Origin of the sequence: Zooshikella ganghwensis (genome assembly GCF_018263875.1) — a bacterium.
In the GTDB taxonomy this organism is placed as follows: Bacteria; Pseudomonadota; Gammaproteobacteria; order Pseudomonadales; family Zooshikellaceae; genus Zooshikella; species Zooshikella ganghwensis.
This window is the reverse complement of the sequence record NZ_JAEVHG010000027.1, coordinates 12,471-37,093: the sequence shown is the minus strand read 5'-3', so window position 1 is coordinate 37,093 and position 24,623 is coordinate 12,471. Positions and strand designations below refer to the sequence as shown.

Sequence of the window (24,623 nt, the reverse complement as noted above, 5' to 3'; positions counted from 1 at the left end):
TGAACTATATATTCAGGTGGGATGTTATGCAAGCTATACAAGACACAATTCACACTATCAGGTTGAAGAACGTACGTAACCTGATGACAAAGAGGGGGTTAAGGCTAGCAGACTTGGCCAGAGACCTTGGTAAGCACCGCAGCCAAATGAGTTCACTCTTTGGTAATAAAGGTGATCGTAAAAACTGTGGTGCAAAAATGGCGCGCCAAATAGAAGAAGTGTATAACTTACCCCCCTTATCTTTAGATAAACCTTATGGGTTAGATTGTATTGATGATAATACTCAACTTATTGATAATCTTGAGTATGATAACTTTTCAAAACCTACTTTTTTTACTCTTTCAAGTTACACTGCCCAGATAAACGCACTTCAAAATAAGCTTGAGCGTGTAACTCAGCAGTTAAATTATGAAGGACTAAAAGTACTACAGCAGAAGCTAAATTTAGAAAACAGAGACTTATGGATTGCGTCTTATGACTCAAGCACTTTAAAGGTTATTAATCAGGAAGGAGATGAACTTTTACTCAATCTTCACTCATATCACCCAAATCTCACTCAAATTAATATGAATAGTGAACTTTTTCACCTGGTCATCTACTCAAGTTTCCATGAAGATACTTTCTATATTCTCCCACCTGATGTTTGGCCCAAAATGTCAATTAAACGAGGTAAGTACTATGAGTTTCGTATTAGTCAAAGTGTGGATGATGACCTGTATTGTAAGATACCTAATGACCTTCAACCCTACTGCAACAACTTTAAGCTTTAGCTACCCCTACTCGTCATCTCCCTCCTGATTATGACTCCACCTTGGTTATTTGGTGGAGTCCCTTCTGTTACAAAATATAGTTTGCATACGAACGTTCAATTAACTATTATTGTTAACAGTTTAACAAAATAGAAACATATTAATAATAATGTTCAATTAAATTGAACGTTGACATAGCACCATAAGGATTGTTCAGTAAGGAGTAATACGGTGCAAAACGAAAAGGTTAACTTTATTGATCCCTACCTTCCCTTTGATCAATATTTAGACATTAACGCAATTTCTGCCTCACATTTAAGAGAGTACAACTATAGCCCTCGCGCATACTATGATCGCTTTGTAACAAAAAAAGTGATTAAACCAACCACAACAGCTATGCAAGAAGGACAAATGATTCATCATTTTGTTCTTGAAAATCATACTTTCTTTGAACATTACAACTTACTTGATGAAAGCAAAAAAATACTGACAACACTTGAAGCTTTAAAAGCTGAGTGCAAAAAGCTGGGTATCAAAGTCAGTGGCAGTAAAGAAACCTTGATGCAGCGATTACTTGATAAGGACGAAACATACATAGACTGTTTTCCATCAAAGTCAGCAAAACCAACAATTGATTCTGTAAAACTTGATCAACTACAGCAAATTAGAGCTGAAATTTTTTTAAATAGTAATGCTGAAGAAATCATTCTTTCTGGTAAGCCTGAAGTGTCATGTATTACTGATTCTAAAAATTTTTCTGAACTTCCATGGAAGTGTCGTCTTGATCTCTTATCTGAGCAAATGGGGCTGATATTTGAGTTAAAAACTGTTGATGATATAAAAAACAAAGTGTCACTGGGCTATAAAATTTTAGATATGTCTTATGACATCCAAGCAGCGCATAATATTGACGTTTTTAAAAAAATAACTGGTGAAAGGCTTAATTTTTTATTTATTGTTGCTCAAAGAGTTTACCCTTTCAAAGTTGCAACAGTTAAAGTTACACGTAGTGACTTTGATATAGCATTACAGAAACGCAACCATTTATTAAAAAAGCTATCTCGCTCCTTCCAAGAAGAATACTGGCCTTCATTTTCACATAAGCAGATAACACTTAATCTTTATAACTAAAACTGGCATTGGTGAATTAGAATGCAAGAATTACCTAACCTTGACACTATTGATAAAATTGCTCAATTGATTGCAGATTCAACATTTTTACCAGAGGAATACCAGAATAATCCTGCCAATATTAAATATGCAATTTTAATGGGTCATGAGTTTGGCCTTAAGCCTATGCAGGCTGTTAAAAATATTCGTCAACATATACAGACTGATGGTGAATTAGGTCAAGTTTATGTGGCTACACCAGTCCTACTTGCGATCATTAGAAATTCGGGTGTATGCGAGTACATTGAAGAATACTTTGATAGTGAAAAAGAAGTCGCGACCTGTCGCTGTAAACGAACAGATAGCCAAGAGGTAATTGAACGACAATTTAAGGTAAGTGATATACCTGAAGGCACTTATGCAAACTATGACTTTCCTATGCAACACCCAGATCGCTATGCTCAATCTAAAGCACGCTCTCATGCACTTTATGATGCCTTTCCTGACATTGTTGCGGGCATTGAAGTTGCTGATGTAGTTGAAAATATCAGTTACCCCACCTCCCCTTCTACTGAAATACCACTTGAGGAATTTGCTAGAGACTAGTTTTCCCTCCGAAGGACTTTTCTTAGTTCTTCAACACTTCTGCTCCTAATATACTACATACATCTTTAGGGCCGAATGGCCCTTTTTTTTAGGTGAACATAAGTTCATCAGGTCCGTTTTCTTCAATATGTTTAGCCACTTTACGCAATACAGGACGTAGAAGTCGTTTAGCTTCTTTTCGAGTTGATGTTTCCCTAGTTTCCATTAAGTAGGTAAGGACTGCTAGCTCATAGTCGTTTACATCAACACTAACAGACTGCTGACCCGCTTTTTTTCCTTTATCCGCAGGATCAAAAGCTTGCCAAGGATATTTATACTCACCAGAAGGTGCAACAGCCTCATTCTTAACTACAGTTTTTGCAGGTTCACTAGTTACAGTTGACTCTCCAGGGAGTATATCGCTAACAGAAGAAGCTGTACGTTGTTTTTTTTTCTGCTCTAACTGCTCTCTCATTTTATTTAAATTGTTACTCATTGATTTAATCTCCCAATTAGCTCTTCTGTAACATGTTTGAATTGTTCAGCTTGTTTAGTTTTAGGTAGATACTCACTAACACTCTGATAAAATGCATGACTTTCTTCAACTTTAATAGAGCGATTGACTTGTGTACTAAACAAAGCTCCTGGGTAATCGGTATAAAGCTTCTCTTCAACAATTTTTTCAAAGTTTGTTTTAGGGTTTTCAACTGCGTTAGCTACTAACCCCAAAATATCAATGTTTGGATTTATGTGTTTCTGAATCTTTTCCATTGCTTCGATGAGGTCCTTAAGACCAGATACAGAAAACTCTGAAAGCTTGATAGGCACTAAAATTTTGTCTGCTGCGGCAAACGCAGCAGAAAGGTGGTAGCCAAACGATGGTAAGCAATCAATCAAAACATAGTCATAGAATTCAGCTAGGTCTTTTACCATTCCAGAAAATTCATAGATACACATGAACTCCATATCTGAAACAGCAGCTAAGTTAATGTTTGCCCCAATGAAATGAAGGTTTTCTGATACCTCAACTGGAGTAACAACTTCACCTTTGTATAGTGAAAGGGTTGCACTCTCTATGTTGTCCTTTTGACCTAAAGTTGCTAGGGTCAAGTTACCTTGAGGATCATTGTCTATAAGAAGTGTTTTATAACCAAGACTGGCAAGAGGTTTTCCAACATTTACAGCTAATGTTGTTTTTCCAACCCCTCCCTTCTGGTTAGCTATTGCCAATATCTTCCCCATAGTAAGCCTCAAAGTAATAGTTAAACCCAATCAACCCTTTTGTAAAACTAGTTAGCCCAGTCTAATACATACATCTCTTGTCACGATTTAATAAAACAATACATGTACACTATATGATATCTATGTTTAGTGTAGTCTAATGCTATTCAATCTTGCTCAGCATAGTTAGCTGTTACATTAACTATATGTGAATGGGTAAATCTTACCAACTATTACATATACAAGGCAAGAATTAGCAACTTTTGCCCAGTTTTAGCAAGCATTACTTACTGTTAGTAAGTCTTATTCAATCTTGCCAAGGCTTGCCAAGATTATCCATCCCTTCACTACTCTTATATAGACTTATGTTGTTTTATGTAATCTTCCCTAGTGTTGTATATTCAAATTTGGTATACACTTGCCTTATATAAAAAAATAAAAGTAACACTATTCTTGTATGTACTTTCTTAACCCAACTCATACTTGACTTGGGTATTGAGGGATAGTTATGTCTTGTATAAATCAATCAAACACTAAAGAGTGTTACTCTTTGAGTGCTTCAGGAGTATCACTTTTTGCCGCTTATGCTGGTGCAACAATTGCTGTTGCCATATCAATCATTCTTTCCGTTATGCTGTTTAAAAGCATTGCGGCTGAAGAAGATTTGCTTATGCAATGTATCTTCGGAGGGCTTGCATTCGTTTTTGAAGTAGCTAAGTTCATAGCAATAACTCATTTCATTCTGTCACTTCAGCGCAAATCAGGTGCAGGGTTACTATCATCCAGTTTCATTTATATCGTGATGACTGCTGTAAGTATTTTGGGTTCTCTGGGTGGGCTTCAAAGTAACACTTTGAATTATGAAAGTGCTCAACAAAAAGTTGAAACAAAGAAAGAAGCACTACTTATTGAGCGGAACCAGCTAGTTGCCGTAATGAACCAGAACAACAATGCTGTAGATGAATATATCAACAGGGCAATGATCAAGAATGGTGGTAACAACAAACAAGCTGAGAACCAAAAAGCTCTCACTCAGCTAAAAGAAGTACAGGCCAAGCTTGATGCGCTTGAAGCACCTGCCAATAGCAACATAGGTGCTGTCATGGTAGCGCTAGCCAAAATGTTGCAAGTTGATGATCAGAAGAAAGTTGAAGTTTGGGTATTTGTTCTTTTCTCCATCCTGCTTGATCTTAGTGCAACGTATTTCTTAGGCATTATTAAAAATGAATCTATAAGAAAGCAATTAGCAAAGCACTTGAACACAGAAAGTGACACTTCTAACCAGCAGCCAGAAAAGAATCAAACCATTTCTCAAAGTGACACTTTTAGTGAAGATGAAGAAGAGGGTAGGGAACAGCTAGAAGTAACTGTTGAAACAACACATCAAGCACAAACAGATGACTCCAGCTATCAGCTAACTGAACTCAAAACGACTAAGGCCAATGTGGATAATAATGTACTTAGTTTTGAGGACTTCGAAGCGCGAGTGAATTACTACTTTCAACAGATAAAGAGCTATATCCAGACAATGGATGAAGAGGGTAAGCCATGCCTTTCAAAGCGAGCAGCAACAAATGAATTCAAAATAGGTCAAACAGTCGCAGATCACGTTTACCAAAAGCTGATAGATGAAGGCATCATTTACCAAACGCCTAAAAAGACATACTACAGGGCAAAGGCCGCATAGCTCTCAGCTTGCAGAAATTCGGCCAAATGTCTTATAATACAAAGACATTTGGCCGAACAATAAAAGATGAAAGTTATGAGTATTTCAAATGATACATTGAAAACGATAGGTGTAACCAAGCCACCATTGTCTGTAAACGATGAAATAGGTCTTATTCGTTTGGGTATTCCTGCAAGTGCAGTAGATAAGCTCTCTGCAAAGATGAAGCTAAGCAAAGGTGAAATGGCTGGTATTATTGGTGTTTCAACTCGTACGCTATCTCGCCTAAAAGCTAAAAGATTAGAACCCCATCAGTCTGAACACTTACTCGCGATTGCTAGTCTTTTCACTCAAGGCATTGATTACTTTGGTGATGAAACTGTGTTTCTCGACTGGTTGAACAGTGAGCACCCAGCATTAGGAGGCAAGCCATTTGACTACCTGGATACTATTACAGGCATACAGTTTGTAAAAGAAAAGCTAAGCCGCATGGCTTATGGAGACATCGCATAGTGGAAGTATTTAGGCTAGCACATCGTAATTATGCTGATTTGAGTGGAAAAGGTGGGATGTTTCACTCTGGCCGTTGGCACTCAAGAGGTCAACTGATCGTCTATACAGCCTCATCAAGAGCTTTATCCTTACTTGAACGGTTAGTACATGAGAATGCAGCTCAAATTCCACCATTAACATTGCTAACAATTTGGGTTCCTGATGATGCTCCCATTCAACACACAACAGCCAAAGAACTACCTGAAGGCTGGGATGCATTACCAGATGGATCAGTTGCTCGCAGAATTGGAGACCAGTGGCTACAGCAGCAAAAAACGGCTTTTTTAAAAGTTCCTTCTTCCATCGTTCAAGATGAGTTTAACTTGCTATTAAATCCAGTACACCCAGACTTTTTAAAAGTTAAAATCGTTGATCAACGAGACTTTAGTTATGACAAAAGGCTTGGGAAGCTACTTGTTCCTCTTTAATAGAATCTCTTAAAGACTATTCCTTATAGTAAATATCATTCACTAATCAAAAAAATACTGTGAATAAATAAAGTTGTTTTTTTTCCTATTTTTTTAAACAAATATTAACTTTTCTACTTTCATAAGTAACTTCTAGTCCTCTTAGTGCTCCTACCTCACCCTGAATACCAACTCATCTCGAAAAAACTTCCGATAATCTTTGTTATCGGCTATTTTTGGGCTGCAACAGTATTATAATATCAAAAACGGTAATACGTATTACTAAGTGCAATATTTCTAATATAGTGAAAAATGACGCCAAATCGGCTACAGGCCAGCAATAGCAAAGGATTAGGCGTGCAGGCGCAGGACCCTCTTGGGATTTCTATTTGCTTGTGCTTCAGCTCACCACTGTATTGAAAAGAAAGTGCTAATATGTTCGCTGTTTTAGGCTTGTTGATTAAGGATGTTTATGCCAACACCAGAACAGAAAGAGCGGATAGGTGCCCTTTTGTCTCTTCTATCAGGAGATAGCAGCTTCTATGAGAACAGAAACAAAATGACTGACAATTTCATAGTTGATGCTGAGAAAGCTATTCTCCGCCAGCGTAACTGCATCAACAACACAGGGCGCTTTATTGCTTTAATGAAATGCATGCCTAAGTCAGCAAATGTTGCGGGTTGGCTAACAAAGTGCGCCGCCAGCTCTTTTGACCAATTTCTTTCTGAGTACAAAGGCGGATTAAAGACTAATGCTTTGTGCTCTGTAGGAATGAGGTCCTCTTGGGAAGACTTAAGAGTAACCCTAATAATGGGCTTTTGAGTGTAAGTGATCCTGAAATGCTCAGGATCACTTTTTGAATTTTGCTTTAAAGGTTAACTCGTTTGAGTGAACTAATGGTTCTCATTATGTCTTTTTTGGGTAGGTGAAAAAGGCGAATTACAAGAATGGTATCATTTGCCTCTTGGTGTGACGCAAGAAGAATAGCGTTATTTTTGCCTGGGCTAATCTCAGCAACACCTCCAGCTACCGTCCAAGATTTATTTTTATAGAGAAAAGCACTTAAATTTTTCCCTTTTCTAAAACTGCTGCTATCTAACTTCGACTTTTCCAAAAAGGCCGCCGTAATGCTTCTGTCTCCAGTTTTTGCTTTAGATACTGGAGTGGAAAAAGCATATTCCAAGGACTTGCGAGCATTCTTTATATTTGTAGCGGTGTAATATGCCAGTGCTTTCTCGTCTTTTAACTTGCCAATTGTTACACCATCATGGGATGTTAAAAGTTGATCGGGCTGAGTGAACAAGGCAAACGAAATGTCGTAATTACCTGCCATCATCACTGCGTTATCATGCGCTTCTACTGGAAAGCTTTGAGTTGTGGCTGTAATTTCACACACTTCAGCAAAGCACACGTCTTTAGGGTTGCCAATTTCGCTTTGATTAGAGCCTGCTATAGCTGTTGTGGCAATAAAAGTCATTGCTATGGTAGCGATCAACTTCCGCATTTGTCATCCTTAGTCATCATTTGGCTACCATTTTAGCACCTAGACATACTACTCTGCGTGAATCACTTTGCACCATAGCTTAGTTTTTATTATGGAATGACTGCTTTTCATTCAAGCAAGGCAGGAAGTGTACAATTAAGTCACAATTTCAAAATGTACATTTAAACCAAGCTTATGAGCAAAATCGATAAGCGTATCGATATTAAACTGGCCTAGTTTTCCACCTAACAGTGCTCTTACTGTAGTTTGTGAAACGCCTAAGATTTGAGCCAAATCTTCTTGAGTTCGTTTTTGAGCTTTAATATGCTCATTAATAGCCATCATTAGGCCAGATCGCAGCTTTAAACTTCGAGCTTTGATTGGATCATCTTCTAACGCATCCCAAACGCTTTCAAATTCTTCTATCACCTTGTAAACCTATATTGATGTTTGTTAAACATGTTCCTCGTGGAACATTATGTGGAACAACTCTTATTTCTCTTATCAACTATCTCTTTATATGCTGCTTGTCTCTCAGGTTTAAGCTTGAAGTATCCTTGGGCTATCATTGCTGCAAGTACTGCTATAGTGTCGTTTGTTTCCTCATCGTTTCTACCTTTTTTGTTCAAGCTGTTTCGTTTTCTAAGCTCATTGACAGCTATTGAATGAAACAACTCTGGAAGATACTCTGTTTTTGCTGAATCAAGCCTACGACGGACTTTAAGAGACATACGTTTAAGTTGAAAGTATCCCTCTTCCTGATTAACTATAATTTCAATATCTGGTCTAGCCATTGTACTTTGCTCTTCCTGGTTTTATGCTTTTAAATGATTTTAGGAGAAAAATAAAAAAACAATATTGCTTGGATTGTATATAAAGAAACTAACTGATTAATACCCGACACTTATTTGTAAATCCGGTACGACACATAAATAAATATAAATAAAATTGGTGTATTTTTATACATGGTAAATGAAGCATAGAAAGAAAATTAACGGTAGTAGTGATTAATTATTGCACAATAGATACTAGGATATTTTTGGTAAGAAGGTAGGCTGGCCACGTAGACCAAAAAAACATAAATGACAGGTACAGCAAGCCTCAGTCACCGTTATAACCGGTTAACTCCCTTGCCAGCTTATAGATTTCTGCACTAGTTTTTTTGCCTTTGTGCACTTGATACAGCTCAACAACTTTTGCTAAGTACATCTTCTTGGCCGCTTCAGGGTCATGATGCTTTTGCGGCTTAGGTTTAGGCTGTACTTGTTCTTTACCACTGCGCTTAGCTGCTGCCTTCATTGCAAGCTTCACTCTGAACTGACCAGAGCGATTTACTTTATTGTCAGTTTCTTTTTTCTTCTGTTTCTTTTGCTTTTTGATTTGCTTTTTTTCACGCTTTTCTTGTTCATACTTCAGTGCTGACGCCAATCCTAGAACACCAAAAAGTGATTCATTGATTGCACGCATAGCGGGACATGCTACAAACTTACCTTGTTCATCTTTCTCTGTTGGGTGTCCAAGCACATCTAACAGTGCACCATCTTCCATATCACTAAGTGCACGCTCAACACGTCGGCGTGGTAGCCCAGTATCGTTTACTAATACTGATACTTTACAGTCGTATATGTTACCTTTTTCATCAGTCACAACTAAGCGTCGTGTTTTGATGTCCATCCGCTTAAGCATTGCAGCCATGACTACAGCACACGCATAGCGTCGTTGTGCATATTGATGTCTGCTTGTTTTACCTTTTTTTGTAGGCTTCTTTTTGTGGGGCTGGCAATAAGCCAGACTTGGGAACAAATTTGGACGCTTATAGTAGTCAGCAAAGCGTTCAATAGCTTTTATGATGACAGAAGGATAGCGCTTTGTTTTGTTAATGGGCCTTGCAAGCTCAAAGTGAGGGTTATCTTTGTCAAAGCCACAGTAACCACCACCTAAATTCACTCGGTTTTTAACTTTAGTCGCTTTCTCTAGCAGCTTGATATTACCAATAAAGCCCGCCAACCCTTGTATGTAACCTTTATCCTCTAGCGCTTCAAGTAACTTTTTCAGTTCTTTTTCAGAAAAGCTTGAAGTTGATGCCAAGTACTCAGGCCAACTAATAAAAGGTTCAGGCAAAATAGCATAGGTGCCAGTTTCAGCTAATTGAGACTGATCAATAAGGCGAGATAAGACAGTCAAACCATTGCGCTGCATCTCAAGATGCAGTTGTGCTTGAGTCTTAATTGTGTGAGGTTTTACAACCATTGTCGCGTAACTAACTAGTCAGCTTGCAGAATGGCTGTAAACACAATAGATAGAGCGATAGCAATCGCTTATACAAGAAATGTTGCTCGATAAACATATATTATGATTCACCTATTTTTTAGGCAAAAGCTTGCATGTGCATCTATCGAGCATTAAACTAACACCATGTCTTTTGTGTTTTTGGTTAGTTTTGTTAGTTCAATGCTACTAAATACACGCCTTATGAATCCCTAATGTGTCCGCATTAGGGTTTTCTTTTTTTAGGCCACTTTAACCTATCTCGATATCATTTCCTCTCTGCTTGCAGCAGCTTCTTTAATTAACTTGTCATCTTATACGTAAATCTACTGCAATAAAACTTTTTTGCTATTTATTGTATATAAATCAATCAATTACTCGGTGAGCATGAGAAATTATACAATATTTTACTGTATGGATGTACAGTTTTTTTAACTGGTTAACAGTACAACCACTTATCAACTTTGAAGCTGAGATATAGAAATACCTAAAGCTTTTGCTACTTTGCTCAATGTTATTGGTTGAGGAGTAGAGTTAGGTCTTTCTATTTGACAAACTGCTGGTTGCTTCACTCCCAGCATCTTCGCAAGTGCTCTTTGGCTTATACCTTTATACATACGCCAAGAAGCAATCAAACTGTATCCACTATTTAGAAAATCTAACACTTCTTGTGGCATATCAGTTCTTAGATTAATAGGAGTAAAACTCCCTGATTCTTTACCACTTTGAACTAACTCTACATAATAATCATAAGGTAAAACTGCGAAAGCAGGCTTGTCACCTTGTTTTATAATGTGAACATTTTCAGCCTTCATTATATGGCCCTTACCTGTGTGACTAAAAATAGAATCATGGTAGTGTATTGCCTAGTGAGACTAAGATAAGCCATACAACAGCCAATAAGATACGATAAGCGCACTATCAAGTCTAGTTTTAGATTTTAAAAAAGCAAGCTATTCAAAAACTTGCCCAACAAGTGTTGTACGACATTTGACCAGTTACAGTCAGTGGGGATACAAAAGTGAATAAAACTATCATAGTTTTGGCATGTTGCAGCATGGTTGCTGGCTGCATCTCAAACAGTAAACAGGACTTTCTTTTAGAGGGTCATAACCTTACCTCATTAAGCTCTCCAAAACTATCAATTGAAGTAGAGCAAAGCTGGATATATGTAGGCCATCACTCAAGCCTCAAAGAGTCAAAAAACAGTGAACGGCATGAACAGTATTTTTATACAAAACAGCCTGGAGTTTCACCCTTCCTAAATATTAGCTTTTATAAGCTGAGTAAAAAACTTCCAAATACAGGACACAAACATAATAGCGACCTTGGAGGGATTCCATTTTACCATGAGAGTTACACTATCAATATGCCTGAAAAAGTGGCATTCAATGGTCTTGTCATTGAAGGGTGCTATGCCGTTGAGTCTTACGAACATGCCAGCTGGGATGCAGGAAAGATAATAGGAGTTTCCTATAACCATCCAATAAATTGTAAAAATGTAAAGAATGGAGCTGTAAAAGGGAAGTATCAGCCAATTGCTAAATCACTATTTACTGTCAGCTCTAAAACTAATTAGCAAACCGAGCTAGATCACGTAAATATTCTTTGTTGTCAGGCAGATAAATACCATTAATTGTATTTCTATCTGCCCTCACACGTCCTTTGTAACTTGCTGTTAGCTGTTTGCTACGAATTTTGTTAAGTGGATTAGCTCGATTGAAGTGCCTTATCTTTTGCTGAACGTCTTTAAGCATTTCATGATCGTTATCTCGACGTGCACGATAGTATTCACGCAACAATCGACTTCTACGTAAGCTTATTTTTTTATCATGATTTTTCACTGAAGATCGAGCATCATACGCTTCGGATAGTCGCGCAGGAGACATACCAACAGCTTTCCAAGCAAGCTCAAAAGGGGTGAATGTTTCAATCACTGGATCACCACCACCCGTTGTCGCTCCTTCGCTTGCATAACGATACATTTGTAGTCCATCCCTTATGAACTTCGGAACCAGCTTCTCTGAACCTTTCAAAATATTACCATCCAAGATTGCATCAACGCCTGATGCAGCTTGCAATGTCATACCAAACGCTGGCCCCAAAGCAGTTACCAAATAATGCTGAAACTCATCTCGCACACTCATTTCATAGTTCGGTGCACTTACAAATAGATCAGCGATTCCCAGGCGGCCATGCAAATCAATACCTAGTAAACCATTACCAATACCTTTGAAAAGTGTTTCACTGGCTGTTTGGCCAAACATATCAGCTACTAAATTTCGCAATTCGGTTTCAGCATCAAATGGGTCATCATCATCGGAAATAGCAGCACTTATTGCTGACAAGAGAATGCCAATAATAGGTAGCCCCAGCACACCAGCAAACATTGCGTGTAGTCCAAGTATGCCATACAGCGTTTTTCGTGCTTCCGCTTTTCTGTTTGGATTGCTGGAGACAAACCCGTCATAAAAATTTTTGACTAAGGTATACATCATGTTCTGTGAGTACTGCAAAAAGATTGTGAAAACCTTAGTCCAGTCATTTTGCATAACACGAGGGCGGTTACTGCCCGAATAATCAAAATGACTATCAAAGACAGCTTTACGAGCAATATCAACAGCATCTTTAAAATTTTTGCCACTATCTTTAGCCAAACGAAATGCAGCAAGTGCTGTGACTTCACGGTTGATTACTTCAGCATTGTGAAAGAAAAAGCCCAAAGCTCGAACGGTTTGTGTCCAAGTTGTTGTAATTGGTTGTGCCTCTGGCATTAACTGGCTATCAGCTTGCTGGGCTAGTGTACTGGCCTGAGTTGTATCAATCGTCGCATCATCGACTAACTCTTTTATCATGCTTATTTCGTCAGCCGCTATATCATTGTTCGCTCTGGCTTTTGAAAGCGTAAACAGTGACTCATGTAAGCTGACTTTATTGAAACCATAACTAAAGTAGTCTTTTGTGGCTTTTGCCATGGCCTTATTGGTTTTGGCATAACCAAACTCACCACCCAAAATGGGTAATGCCACCAGTGCTGTCTGAAACAGGTTTACAAAGCCTGCTCCTAAACTGCCACCTAAATACCACGTAAATGCTGCATTGGTAATTTTTGATGCCAGCGGGTGCCCATCAGGGTTCATAATTTTTTGGTGACGCTTTTCAATTTCATCAAACACAGCGGTAGCAACAATCCGATCATCTTCTTTAACAGAGCCTATCAGCGGGTCTACATCTTTTGTGGGATCAATCATTTTCTCCATTCTATTTAGCCGCTTTTGAAGTTGGTAACCATACTCAATACGACTTAAGCGGTAAGCACCATGAAAAGCGGCTGAGGCAAAGGCTCTACGTGCGTTAACAGAGTAACCTTTGATTCTCCGACGGTGTAAACTGCGCTTAGCGGCTGACACTTCGGGCAACATTTGTAGTGTGATTTGGTTTAACTGGTCAACAAACTCTTCGCGGATTTTTGGGTCTACTTCTTGTAGGCTAGATTGATTGAAAAGACCATATACCTTACTTGCGAACTCGCTAACGCCTTCGAGCTGACGACGGCTGAAGTCTGTCATCTTGCCTGCGCCATGAACCTCAAAGCCTGCGGCTGCTAGCTTCTCTTTAGCATCCTCAAAATCAGCTAAAGACTCGTGGTGCTCTCGGTAATACTGTCCATCAGGGTCTTTTGCAATAATAATAAACCGGCCAAACCGAGTTAATGGAAAGTAAATTCCATCATTTAATCCTCTGGTGTTAAATTCAGCATCGAGCATCGCTTTTAGCTTGGCAACTAAATTTGTGTCTTCAAACAATTCACCAGCTCGTTTAATTAACGCTGCTTTGGTTGCCAGCCACTGGCTACTGAGATAATCATTTACATCATGATAAACCTGTTTAGCCTCTTGTGATAACTCGTTATACAGCGCATGTAGCTCTTGGTGAGCGCTTTTCTTTTGCTGGTCTCGCTCAATCAATCCTTTAAACAAGGCAACCTTTTCATCAACACCGTTGATGTCGTAGTAATAACCAAATTGGTTTTTCTCTAACTTAAATAAATAGCGATGATTTTCTAATTTCCACTCTTTCAATAAATGATTCAGCGCCTTTTGAGCACTGTCTTTAGACTTATACCAGCCTTTTGGCGGCTTAATTTTGGTTAATCGCTGTATTGATTCAAGTGCTGCTATATCCTTTTGTAGCTGGCTTTTATTGATAGTTGAACGATAAGCGATGTGAGGTTTTACACCTGCCACTGTACTTTCAAATAAAAGCTTGGTCAGATTTGCATAGTCTTGCTTAGACTTGGCAAGTCTTGCCCAGGCTACCTCAATTCTGTCTGCTAAACCTACCCAATGGCTGCGCAAAGCAAGCTTGTTTTGAAGTATGCTTTGATATTCTGCTAATGGGTTGCCTTTTTCGTGTTGTTCAAAGATGTTTTTGTATACATCAACAATCTGCCGACCACCTAGTGTGACAAGCAAACTAGGCCTAGCCTTCTCACCCACTGACCGCAGATTACGCATAAGTCGCTTTTTACTACGTTTGATGTGCTCATGGTCCATCTGCGCGATATGTTGCCAAGCGTCACCTAACCTTCTTTGCTTAATTTCAGTGTTATGAAAATGAGGCTCTGCACCTTCAGCTACTCGACTAAACAAGCGTATTATTAAGTCCTGTGTTTCAGTTTTTGTAAGGGGAACAGTAATTAAGCCCAGCTTTCGGAATAGCTTAATGACTAGCTGTTTTATGGGGCGTAGAACATTATCAAATAAGGAAGGTTTCTCTTGAGCAATATGAGTAATTACTTCTTCAGCAATAACATCATCAGGCTCACCTTTGTACAGCTTTGAAACATCGTCATAAATAGTTTTTATTGAGGCGTGACGATAACTAGCTTTTATCCTTTCAAAAATCGCTTTACGGGCTGCATCAGATAATGTATCCAAGCCAATATGCGTAATCTCATGGCGATAGGTTGCTTGAAGCTCTTCAGTGGAAGCGTGCGCGCTGGACAATCCAACCACTCGTTGTACTTTTCGTCCTTCATGGATGGCTGTTCCAAAGAACCCTTTACCTTTTCTAATTCTCTGTTTGGCTGATTCTGGTATGTGTGGATGTTGTTTGATGTAGTCTTCTGCTGATTCATACAACTCAACCCTTATATTTGGATTACCATGGAGCTTAAACTTATCTTTTATTCCTTTAGCAACTTCTTGAGCTTCTGACAAGCTTATGGACTTTTTCGGTAATGCCTCTTCTAATTTGCTTGAAAACACTAAGTTTTCTATACGTGTAATTTCTTCTTTAGCCGCCTCAAGTGCTGGTCCCTCTTCACCGCGTGGCGTATGGTTTACTTTGTCCATGACTTCTTTCATACGAATACCTTTGGCCAGCTTTTTAAGGTACTCAGCTGAATAGCCACCTGACATCATATTGAAGTAATGCACTTTAGCTTGCAGCTCGTTATACCCAGGCAGGGTTACAATGTGTGAGTTTGCTTCCTGATTGCTGCCCAGCACTGCTGCTAAATCTTGGTATTCCTTTCGCTTATCAGTTAACTCTTGTTGCTTATCAAATGGTGTTTCAAGCTGTTTTTCGATTTGCTTGATGTCTTTTGGTAGTTGTTCTTGGCGTTCTTCATAAGACACAAAGTCTGTTTCAATTTTGCCTATACGGTTGATCGCACGTTTATATAACCCTCCTGGTGTTAGGTCTTTAGCATTAATTTGCTGAAGCGCGTAGTAGCCCTTACGCTCTAACCAGAACTCGAAAAAATCTCTTGTTTTATCAAGATAAAAATCAAACCCAGCAACCTTGCCAACATGAACAGGTTTATTCGTTGTTTTTACTGGAGCTAACTCTTTAACTAAAAGCGTGAAATAGTGAGAAATGTCTTTATCTTTATCTAACACTTTATTTGAGTGAGTAACAAATCTTGGCCCTTTATAGTTTTGATGGTATGCCAAATCCGCTTTTAAGGTTTTTATTTCATTTGGTAATGACTCAGCTTGTTTTTTGAGTTTTTGCAGTTGTGCCTGGTTAAATGTAAAACGTTTGTTGTACTGGTATTCTAAGCGCTCTAGCAGCTCAATATCTTTGCGTAACTGTATTTGCCGGATTAAACGAGGGTCGCCCGAAGCAGCCGCCTTAATCTCAGCAGCATTCACTGCTTCGTTGTTAATATCTTCAGTTTCTCGTACATTAATACCAGCTTTTCTGAACTGATTAATAAAAGTGGCCTTCACCTCAATTATTTGCCACATGTTCACATCATAAGTATTTTCTGTCGCATAGCGAATGATTTCCACGCTAAAGTCATCATACTTAGCATATAACTGATTACCTTGGCGTAGAATGCGGCCTTCACGTTGCTCTAAATCACTGGGACGCCAGGGAGCATCAATATGATGTAATGCCACCAGCCTCTCTTGAACATTGGTTCCTGCACCCATTTTTGACGTAGAACCTAACAGTATCCGTATTTCACCTGCGTTCACTTGTCGAAAGAGTTCTATCTTTTGTTCTGCTGTTTTTGCATCATGAATAAAGGCTATTTCATCAACAGGAACACCTTTTGCGACTAGCTTGTCTTTAATGTCGTTATAGGCATCAAATGTTGAAGTTACGGCTGAAATCTCATCAAAGGATAGCTTTTCTAGCTTGGTGATAGCATTTTCATCACCCTCGTCAGCTCGACGAATAATTTCCTGAATTTTTTTTCTTTCTGACTGACGATGTTGTTGAGGGATACTTAAATCACAAAAAACCAGCTGTGTTCCTTTATCTTTCGTAGAGTCACCATAGATACGCCACATTTCCTCTACAGCCTTGTTCAGCTTACTGTTTGACACATCAGGTAATGCTGCATCAATCATGCGAATATCAAGTGCGCTTTTGCGGGCATCATTGGCTGCAAGAAGTCGGTTATCTACTGTTTGATCTTCTGGCATATTTTCAAAGCGCTGAATGATCTCATTCATAAACCCTTCTTGATACACAGAAATTGGCACAATGATATTTTGTGGCTTACCTCCTTTAATGGGTGGAATATGAATTTTCTTGCCCTGTGCAATTAAATCATCAGTAATATCATCATTAGTAATACAGTCAGCAAATTGCTGATAAAACCCAGACAGCTCTGATAGATTGACAAACTTTGCAAACCGTCGCACCTCACCAAACTTACCACTGGGCTTCCGTTCTAGCAGAGAATCTACTTTACCGAATGTTCTTGCCCAAGCATCAAAGTGAGTAATCTCAGCTTTCTTTAACTCGTCATAACCTAAATAGCGCTGCAAGTTATAGAGTTCGGCCATAGTGTTACTGATGGGTGTTCCTGTAGCGAATACCAGATTACGTCCACCTGTACGCTTTAATACTGATCGAATCTTGAGAAATAAGTCAGCCGCCTTATCACTACCTTTGCTTGGTATATTTCGAACATTTTGTAAAGAGGTGATGATTTCTAAATTTTTATACTCATGTGCCTCATCAACAAATAAAGCGTCAATGCCAATCTCTTTAAAATTAAGTGCATGATCATCTTTATTTTGATCTTCCACTATGTTTTTTAATTTTTCTTTTATACGTTTCTTCCGTTCCTCCATCTGCCGTAAAGTGCGTTTGTCATCACCATCACTTAATGTTTTTAATGACGTGTCTAGGTCTCTTACTTGTTCATTTAAAAATGCTTTTTCTTCTTCAGGATCATTTTTGATTCGCGTTAGCGCTGAGTGTGCAATGATCACTGCATCCCAGTCACCTGTAGCGATCTGGCTAAGTAGCTGTGCTCTTTTATGTTTACTCGTTTGTTTTTCAGTAGCTACGAGCACTTTTGAATTAGGGTATAAATAAGCAAAATCTTGTGCCCACTGCATCACCAAGTGATTTGGTACCGCGTATAATGGTTTACGTGCTAATCCTATGCGTCGCATTTCCATGCCCGACGCAATCATAGTAAACGTTTTGCCAGCCCCCACCACATGATCTAAAAGCGTGATTGGTCGCTGAAGAATTCGCCAAATGCCGTTGACTTGGTGCTTTCGCAGTGTAATTGCACTATTTATTCCAGGTAAAGGTAAGTGAGAACCGTCAAAAGCCCCTATTTTCAGGCTATTAAATCGTTCGTTGTAGATTGTTTTAAGTTCATCAGCGCGTTGTTCATCTTTCCAGAGCCATCGAGCAAACTCACTTTGAATATCTTTAACTTTCGCTCTGGCTTCTTCTGTAGCTGCACGATTAACCGTGGTGACCTTGTATATTGTGTCCGTAACCGTGATAGGCTTTTGATTCAGCGCAGAATTCAGCAGCTTATAAAACTTTACCCTTTCTGTTTCATAGTCCTTTACTTGAACTAGGCTTGCTGTTCGTGAGCGCGTGTTTTCCACATGCCATTTATTACTGATCGGCTCAAAAGATATTTTTCCTTTAAATTCACCCTGAGTAAAATAGTCTGCAAACGCGGTAATATCTTGCACACGCTGCCAAGGTGCGCCCATTTGCACGGATATTTCGTTTATATCAATGCTTTCAGGTAAAACGGACTTTAACGCAGTAATATTTCGCGCTAACTGTGGTTTATTATGAACGGCTTTTTCTGCTTCTTTTATTTTCTCTCGAATATTTCCTGTCAAATACTGATCTTTTGTCAAGAATTCGCCATCTGGTGACTCAAATAATTGATCACCTAGTTCATCAATGATTTCTTCTTCTGTCTTACTATAAGCCTTAGTCATGAAAGGCATATCAACCTTGCCTTTCGCTACCAAGCTCAATACAAGTGCAGCATGAGCGGAATTGGCTTGATCCGCAATCTGATGCGGATATTGTGTTCTTTTTGAGAAAATTTCAGACTTTTCAGCACTTTCCTGACGCTTACCTTTAACCGCTGATTTATAGTTTTTCTCCAAGGACAACAACAAAGGGCTGATTGTTAAGTCAGTATTCAACAGTAAGCGTTTATTATAAGGACGGTTAACATAGCCAAAGTCAGTGACAAACTGGTCATAGTGCTCATTAAGAGCTTGGCGTAACACTTTTAGTTCTGCATCAGGTGTATGCTCAATCTGTTTATGTATCAGTTGTCGTGCAGCTTGAGCGAGTGGTACAAGCTGTTTCAAGCGCTCGATGTCTTTTCCTTTTAGCTCAATATCCTTACCCTGTTGGTTTGCGTAGCTTGTGACTGGCTCACTGTGAAATAAGCCATGTTCACCTGGCAACCTGCGAAATAGCTTTCCTTTGTTATCAAAGAACAAGCCGTTGACTTCTGTTAGTGTCGTATCTTCAAGTACAGCATCTCTTTGAACAGTCTTTAGGCTTGAGTCATTTATGGGCTCACCCTGGTAAATATCTTCAGGTAAGATTTCCAGTATTCGTTTTTGAAGGTTTTCCTTAATGTCTGTGCCATCGCTTATTAAGGCTGGCTCCGTCGCTTTTCCATAGCGCCCTTTGTGCAACGTCCATTTACCTAACAGGTTGTCTGAATGTTCATGATAGTACTCATTGAGTGGAATATTTTGTCCATCTTCTAACGGGTACTGTTTAATTGCACGGTAATCTGGACCTGTATTTGTTTCGCCCTCATTGAGTTTTCTGAAAAACAAAACATCTGTAGTAACTTCTGTATTTGCGTTCTTTTTAAATGCGTTATTTGGCAGACGAACAGCACCTAATAACTCTGCTTTATTGTATAAATTTTTACGTAATTTTTGACTAAAGCGTGAATCCATAAAGCCTTTGGAAACTACGACAGATAGCAAGCCGCCAGGCTTCAATAAATCAATGGATTTACCAATAAAATAATTGTGAATACGCTCTCTGTGTAAATGTTTTCGCGTTTTATCTGAAACTTGAAAACCACCGAATGGTGGATTACCAATAATTAAATCAACGCTATTATCTGGTGCTTTAAAATCTTGAAAGGCGACAGGTGTCGAAATGGCTGCACTGGGATAAAGTTTTTTCGCAATACTACCTGTGATGTTATCTAATTCAACACCAATTAATTTTGAGTGCTTTATGATGTTTTCGGGCATTAACCCAAAGAAATTACCTACGCCTATGGACGGCTCAGCAATCACACCACCTTTGAATCCGAGCTGCATAAGCCCTGAATACATGGCTTTAATGATGGTAGGCGCGGTGTAATGAGCATCTAAGATACTGGCTTGTGCTGCCTCATACTCTTCGTCAGTCAGTAACCTTCTTAGTTCTAAGCCTTGCTTTTCCCACGATTTTGCGAAGGCTCCGTTTGGTTTCGGAAAGACCGATTTAAGTCCACCCCAACCAACATACTTCGCCAGTACCTTTTGCTGTTCGTGGGTTGCAGGCTTACCGCCAAGGCTTTTCAAAAGTTTTATAGCCGCCAAGTTATTGTTCACTCGGCTTTTCAGTCCTTTAATTCCCCCCTCATCAAGATTATCATTATCCGAAATACGGTAATTGCTAGGGGTTTCTTTTACTCCTGCTCGCTGGGGTTCAGAAAGATGAACTCTTTCTCTGCTTGGTGCTTCGCCTCGTGAAAGTCCATCCCGCTGCTGGTTAGTTTGAATATCGCTTCCGCGACTTGACCTGCGGCTTGTTCTGCTTTCTGTTCCAGTTCTCCTTGGCTTTTGAGTTGGTTGTACTTCTCTGGAAAGAACTCTTTCCAATGCTCGATCGCCATCCTCGCGTGTGGTCTCATCTGTCGTCCTTTCTATTGCTTGTTGCTTTTCACTGGTTGTGGCTGGGGTTGCTGAGGCTTCAATGGTTTGATGCCTTTCTTGTGTAACATCTTGGCTATCTCGTAACACTGTTTGACTGTTGCCACTTGCAGTCTCCTTTTGTTTTTTTAGTTTAGGTTTAAGTTTTGGTAAAGCATTAATAGCTTGCTCTGAAGCGTGCTCATCTAAAACTGTTGCTAAATCCTCTTCAGGTATTGAAGAGTATGCTTCATAAAAGTCTTCGACAAGCTCAATATCTTCTGCTGTCAGTGATTCAGCATCAATGTTTAACTCGTTTACAGCAAGTGTTGCTTTATCAGGCCAGTTAAAACGACCAAAAGGCTGAGCAACTGGATGATTACCTACCTGGGCATCATAGTAATTACTAAAATCTACTTCATTTTGTGTCGCTGGCTGTACTGGTTGAGGCTGCCAATTGCCCTTTTCTTTTAAAGTAGGACCCTGATTAAAGGCAACATCTGCTGCCTGTTCAGTTTCATACGCTTGAACAAATGATTCAATACTTTCTGGGTCATGTTGTTGCTCAATGGCGTCATAAAAGCTCTCTATAAGCTCTACATCTGTATCAGCTAAGTCCTTGGCCTGTAGTGGAATACTACTGTTATCTATAAGCTGTGCAGCTTCTAAAGGCCACACATGACGTTGATTTGTAACTAACTCATCAATAGGGTAAGCATTCAGCATATAGTGTAAGTCTGATTGCTCGTTTTGTGAGAGCACTTCACCCGTAAATGCTTTATCTATTGTGGTTGGTATATCTGTCGTCGTGAACTGACTATCAGCCGCCATTGTAGTTTCAGGGTTTTGGTCAACCAAGTTATACAGCGCGGTTAATAAGCTTTCTTTGGTATAAGGCTTTTCATTGCTATCCAGTACACCACGACTTGTAAGCCGGTTAGCTAAACCCGCTAAACTGTTTCCTTTTTTATTTAAAAAACCTAATTGCTTGGTTTTTTTTGCATAATTTTTTAATCGTTTTGCAAGCTGTGTATCTTCAATTCGATCTGGATTTATACCCGCTTCGTTAATTGCATTTTTGACAAATGCAGGTACTGCTGCACGCTGTTGTGCGGCTATTTGTGTTCTTTGCAGATAGTGTTTATGGCCTTCATCTAGCAAGCGTTCATCAGGCAATTTATGTGTAAATTGCTGCTGAATAGCTTCATCAATTCCTAACGTATCAATGTCACTTGGCTCAGCATAGTAAGTTGTGTTTTTTGACAGTGGCTGCGTTTCAGCCGCTAGGTTATTTATTTGTTCTTTTTGTTGGCTTAAAACCGCATCCAGTTTTTCAGCTAAATTCCTTGGCTCTGACTGTGGTTGAGCTTGTTCTGTAGACTCAGACCTTGGTTTAAATTCATTTAATATGTCGTACAAACTTCTTCGTGGTTGAGCATTTCCACTTGCTGTACTGGCGGCAAATGCCTGGTCAAGTGCATCACCACCATGAGCTTCAGCTTCATCTACTGCTTGCTGTGCAGCTTCCGAGGGCCTATTCAACAGCTTTTGAGTGACTTGGCCTGCGCTACCAAATAATCCGCCACCCAGTGCACCTGCGGCTGAAGCATCAATAATTTCATGCCAATCAACTGCATCTAAATTGTTTAAAATAGATTGGCCGTTGTTATCTACCCAATGTTTAGCGTGCTGCTCAATTAAAGTCTGAGCACCTTCTGTTGCTGCTTCATAGCCTGCTTGTTTAGCCACGCCTTTTAAAAATGAAGAACCTATTTCCTCCCTAGCTTTTCCTCCTAACCCAATTTTGTCGAGCACGCGCATCATGGGCAATGTATCAAACAAGCCAGCTAATAGGCCATGGGCTGAAGATACTTCAGGATCTTGTGTTTCACCGTAGATGCTGCCTGTTTCAGCGCCTACACTAAAACCTCCCGCACCAAGCGCCGCGCCAACTCTTGCTCCTGTTTTTCCAAGCTGTTTAATAGCTTCACTGGATAGCTTATTTTTAAGTAGTTTTTTTGCACTCTCTTCAACAACTTTCTTACCAATCGGTGCACCCACACCACCACTAATAACAGCACCAGCCATCGTAGGTAATAACTCGCCTGTGGTGTATAGCGTCCAATCGACCGCATCACCTACACCACCAATGTTAGTAAAGGTGGGTGTATCACCACGCAATGCTTGTGCACGGGACATTTCGCTTACATACTGTTTCATACCATGCTGACGCATTGGCTCATTATTAAATGCATCACCTGCAAGTGCTAAAAGTCCACCACCAAGCCCTTGTAACTGATTCCAGCCCCCTTTTAAACCTCGCGTTATTTGCCAATCGTCTTTATCATCTTCGTCCAATAATTGGTTATCGTAGCTATCAGGCAAGCTATTTGTACTACCCAATAAATAATCATCAACTTGCTGATCAAAATTACTGCTCATTGACTATTCTTCTGTTCTAAAAGTTGGCGAATCATGTCTTCTTTTCCTGCGCTTGGGCTTTCCGAAAAGAAGTTCAACAGAGAAACCCAGTCCATTGATGTATCCTGGTCCTCATTTTTAGGCGGGATATACACTTGCTCTAACAACTGCTGACCGTAAACAGCAGCAAAACGCTCTGGTTGAATTTCACCATCGTTTAATTTCTGAATATGCTCTGCGACTTTCGCGGGATTTAACTGTGATGGGTCTCTTGATTGTATGGGTGTGAAGTAAGGCTGACCTTCCTCAGACTGCTTCAACAACATCCATTGGCCACCTTGGTTAATGATGCTCCCTTCGGTGCCATTATCTAAAATTACGCTATGTGGTTTATTGTTACTGCTAGCGGCTTTTTTTGAGCTACTTAATAAGCCTGAAGCGGAGCGGCCAGGTGAAAATAAAAATTCCATTCGACCTGAATTTTTATCTTGTTGAACTAATGGAATGCCATTTAAATTGCCCGTTTCATCCTGTGATAATGGTGCTACTTTTCCATCAGGCGTTAGTGCAAATTGTTTTTGTGAGTCGTTTTGTAATGCTTGAATACCTTTTGCTTCATCAAGTTTTAGCGATGAATTTAATGTCGCTAAATCTTTGGCATTAGCAAAGTTTTTATCGCTTAATGATAAATTAAATGCTTGGTTATTCGCCTGCTGTTGATTTGAAAATTCATTTTGTTCTGCACGCACTTTATCTTGATAACTTCTATCATCAGCTCGAACTTTCTCTTGATACTCTCGATCCTCCTTTCTCACTTTTTCATCATGCTCCCAACCTTCTTTACGAAAAGCTTCATCTCGCGAACGCCTTATCCGATCTTTCCAGTCACTATGAATAGCACGGCCCCCAGCTTCTGCGGCACCAAGTAACATGTTGGCTAATAAACCTGCCATAATTACTGCCCCCCGTGCTGTTGTTCCATTTCAACCATAGTATTAATCATCTGAGAATAGGCCTGCTTTTCTTGCTCACTCAGTTGTTCACCTCCCTGCTCTCCAAAGGTTGTCATTGCATGAAAGAATGCGTCTTCAGTGATACTGGCTTCATCTTGCTCATTAATAATTCCTGCCTTAATTGCTATCTCTGATACGATTTCACAAAGCTGCATAGCCGCAAAAAACATCACTGGTGGAGGAATCATTTTTCCTGCTTGTTTGGCGGATTGATTGTTTTGCAGCAAAAGCAAACCAATCAATCCGCCAATATCATCAACGGGGTCATCATCAACACTCAGTCGTGCCTTTACATCTTCCAAATTGTTGTAAAGATAATCCGCCGTTTGGCCTATTAATGTGTTTAAAATTTCTTGATCTTCAGCGGAGGCTTTAGGTCCAGTGGATGTGGGTGCAGTCATGGCCTGTGATTGTGCAGGCATAGCAGCACCTTGGCTGCTACCATTGGCAGCCGCAGAAAGTAAGCCATTCATA

Annotated in this window: 18 protein-coding genes; 8 read left to right on the top strand and 10 right to left on the bottom strand. The window is 39.5% G+C overall.

Translation table 11 applies throughout. From position 1 onward, the window contains the following. The first annotated feature begins 26 nt into the window (after positions 1 to 26). From KHS79_RS23770 to KHS79_RS23760, 3 genes are all read left to right on the top strand, one after another. Complete coding sequence (locus tag KHS79_RS23770) at positions 27 to 770, top strand: helix-turn-helix domain-containing protein (protein ID WP_212722683.1); 744 nt, start codon at positions 27 to 29, stop codon at positions 768 to 770. Positions 771 to 980: 210 nt separating this feature from the next. Beyond that, complete coding sequence (locus KHS79_RS23765; protein WP_212722682.1) at positions 981 to 1,880, top strand: PD-(D/E)XK nuclease-like domain-containing protein; 900 nt, start codon at positions 981 to 983, stop codon at positions 1,878 to 1,880. 21 nt (positions 1,881 to 1,901) lie between these two features. Further along, positions 1,902 to 2,465 (top strand): hypothetical protein, encoded by a 564-nt coding sequence (locus tag KHS79_RS23760; protein ID WP_212722681.1) that lies wholly within the window; start codon positions 1,902 to 1,904, stop codon positions 2,463 to 2,465. Positions 2,466 to 2,553: 88 nt separating this feature from the next. On the opposite strand, the gene KHS79_RS23755 is transcribed toward KHS79_RS23760, so the two are convergent. Beyond that, positions 2,554 to 2,940: a hypothetical protein gene (locus KHS79_RS23755; protein ID WP_212722680.1), complete on the bottom strand. Its 387-nt coding sequence runs from the start codon at positions 2,938 to 2,940 to the stop codon at positions 2,554 to 2,556. Then, on the bottom strand, positions 2,937 to 3,686 hold the full coding sequence (locus tag KHS79_RS23750; RefSeq protein WP_212722679.1) for a ParA family protein: 750 nt from the start codon (positions 3,684 to 3,686) through the stop codon (positions 2,937 to 2,939). Before KHS79_RS23750 ends, KHS79_RS23755 begins: the two co-directional genes overlap by 4 nt. 487 nt (positions 3,687 to 4,173) lie before the next feature. Here KHS79_RS23750 and KHS79_RS23745 point away from each other — a divergent pair, with 487 nt between their 5' ends. From KHS79_RS23745 to KHS79_RS23730, 4 genes are all read left to right on the top strand, one after another. Further along, a complete protein-coding gene (locus tag KHS79_RS23745) occupies positions 4,174 to 5,352 on the top strand; it encodes a hypothetical protein (protein WP_212722678.1) in 1,179 nt (392 codons plus the stop codon). 75 nt (positions 5,353 to 5,427) lie between these two features. Further along, the gene (parS, locus tag KHS79_RS23740; RefSeq protein WP_212722677.1) at positions 5,428 to 5,844 is read left to right on the top strand and encodes a type II RES/Xre toxin-antitoxin system antitoxin; all 417 of its coding nucleotides are present in this window, start codon (positions 5,428 to 5,430) and stop codon (positions 5,842 to 5,844) included. Beyond that, on the top strand, positions 5,844 to 6,311 hold the full coding sequence (locus tag KHS79_RS23735) for an RES family NAD+ phosphorylase (protein WP_212722676.1): 468 nt from the start codon (positions 5,844 to 5,846) through the stop codon (positions 6,309 to 6,311). The genes parS and KHS79_RS23735 overlap by 1 nt, the downstream gene beginning before the upstream one ends. Positions 6,312 to 6,762: 451 nt before the next feature. Continuing rightward, complete coding sequence (locus tag KHS79_RS23730) at positions 6,763 to 7,113, top strand: hypothetical protein (protein WP_212722675.1); 351 nt, start codon at positions 6,763 to 6,765, stop codon at positions 7,111 to 7,113. A gap of 46 nt (positions 7,114 to 7,159) precedes the next feature. Here KHS79_RS23730 and KHS79_RS23725 read toward each other — a convergent pair whose 3' ends face one another. From KHS79_RS23725 to KHS79_RS23705, 5 genes are all read right to left on the bottom strand, one after another. After that, positions 7,160 to 7,795 carry a hypothetical protein gene (locus KHS79_RS23725; protein ID WP_212722674.1) on the bottom strand — a complete coding sequence of 212 codons (636 nt, stop codon included), beginning with the start codon at positions 7,793 to 7,795 and terminating at the stop codon, positions 7,160 to 7,162. Positions 7,796 to 7,930: 135 nt separating this feature from the next. Then, positions 7,931 to 8,203, bottom strand: a complete 273-nt coding sequence (locus KHS79_RS23720) for a helix-turn-helix domain-containing protein (protein WP_212722673.1) — start codon at positions 8,201 to 8,203, stop codon at positions 7,931 to 7,933. Positions 8,204 to 8,250: 47 nt separating this feature from the next. Then, on the bottom strand, positions 8,251 to 8,568 hold the full coding sequence (locus KHS79_RS23715) for a hypothetical protein (protein ID WP_212722667.1): 318 nt from the start codon (positions 8,566 to 8,568) through the stop codon (positions 8,251 to 8,253). A 307-nt stretch (positions 8,569 to 8,875) separates the two neighbouring features. After that, a complete protein-coding gene (locus tag KHS79_RS23710; RefSeq protein ID WP_212722666.1) occupies positions 8,876 to 10,024 on the bottom strand; it encodes a hypothetical protein in 1,149 nt (382 codons plus the stop codon). A gap of 476 nt (positions 10,025 to 10,500) precedes the next feature. Beyond that, the gene (locus tag KHS79_RS23705; RefSeq protein WP_212722665.1) at positions 10,501 to 10,857 is read right to left on the bottom strand and encodes a helix-turn-helix domain-containing protein; all 357 of its coding nucleotides are present in this window, start codon (positions 10,855 to 10,857) and stop codon (positions 10,501 to 10,503) included. A gap of 206 nt (positions 10,858 to 11,063) precedes the next feature. On the opposite strand from KHS79_RS23705, the gene KHS79_RS23700 reads away from it, so the two are divergent. Further along, positions 11,064 to 11,621, top strand: a complete 558-nt coding sequence (locus KHS79_RS23700; protein ID WP_212722664.1) for a hypothetical protein — start codon at positions 11,064 to 11,066, stop codon at positions 11,619 to 11,621. On the opposite strand, the gene KHS79_RS23695 is transcribed toward KHS79_RS23700, so the two are convergent. Genes KHS79_RS23695 through KHS79_RS23685 form a run of 3 tightly spaced genes read right to left on the bottom strand, consistent with a single transcriptional unit; the run spans position 11,614 to position 24,622 of the window. After that, entirely contained in the window at positions 11,614 to 23,157 is an 11,544-nt protein-coding gene (locus KHS79_RS23695; RefSeq protein ID WP_212722663.1) for a PLxRFG domain-containing protein, read from the bottom strand. The two genes, KHS79_RS23700 and KHS79_RS23695, sit on opposite strands and share 8 nt — an antisense overlap. Beyond that, on the bottom strand, positions 23,154 to 24,089 hold the full coding sequence (locus tag KHS79_RS23690) for a hypothetical protein (protein WP_212722662.1): 936 nt from the start codon (positions 24,087 to 24,089) through the stop codon (positions 23,154 to 23,156). The genes KHS79_RS23695 and KHS79_RS23690 overlap by 4 nt, the downstream gene beginning before the upstream one ends. 2 nt (positions 24,090 to 24,091) lie before the next feature. Beyond that, positions 24,092 to 24,622 carry a hypothetical protein gene (locus KHS79_RS23685; protein ID WP_212722661.1) on the bottom strand — a complete coding sequence of 177 codons (531 nt, stop codon included), beginning with the start codon at positions 24,620 to 24,622 and terminating at the stop codon, positions 24,092 to 24,094. Between the last annotated feature and the right edge of the window lies 1 nt (position 24,623).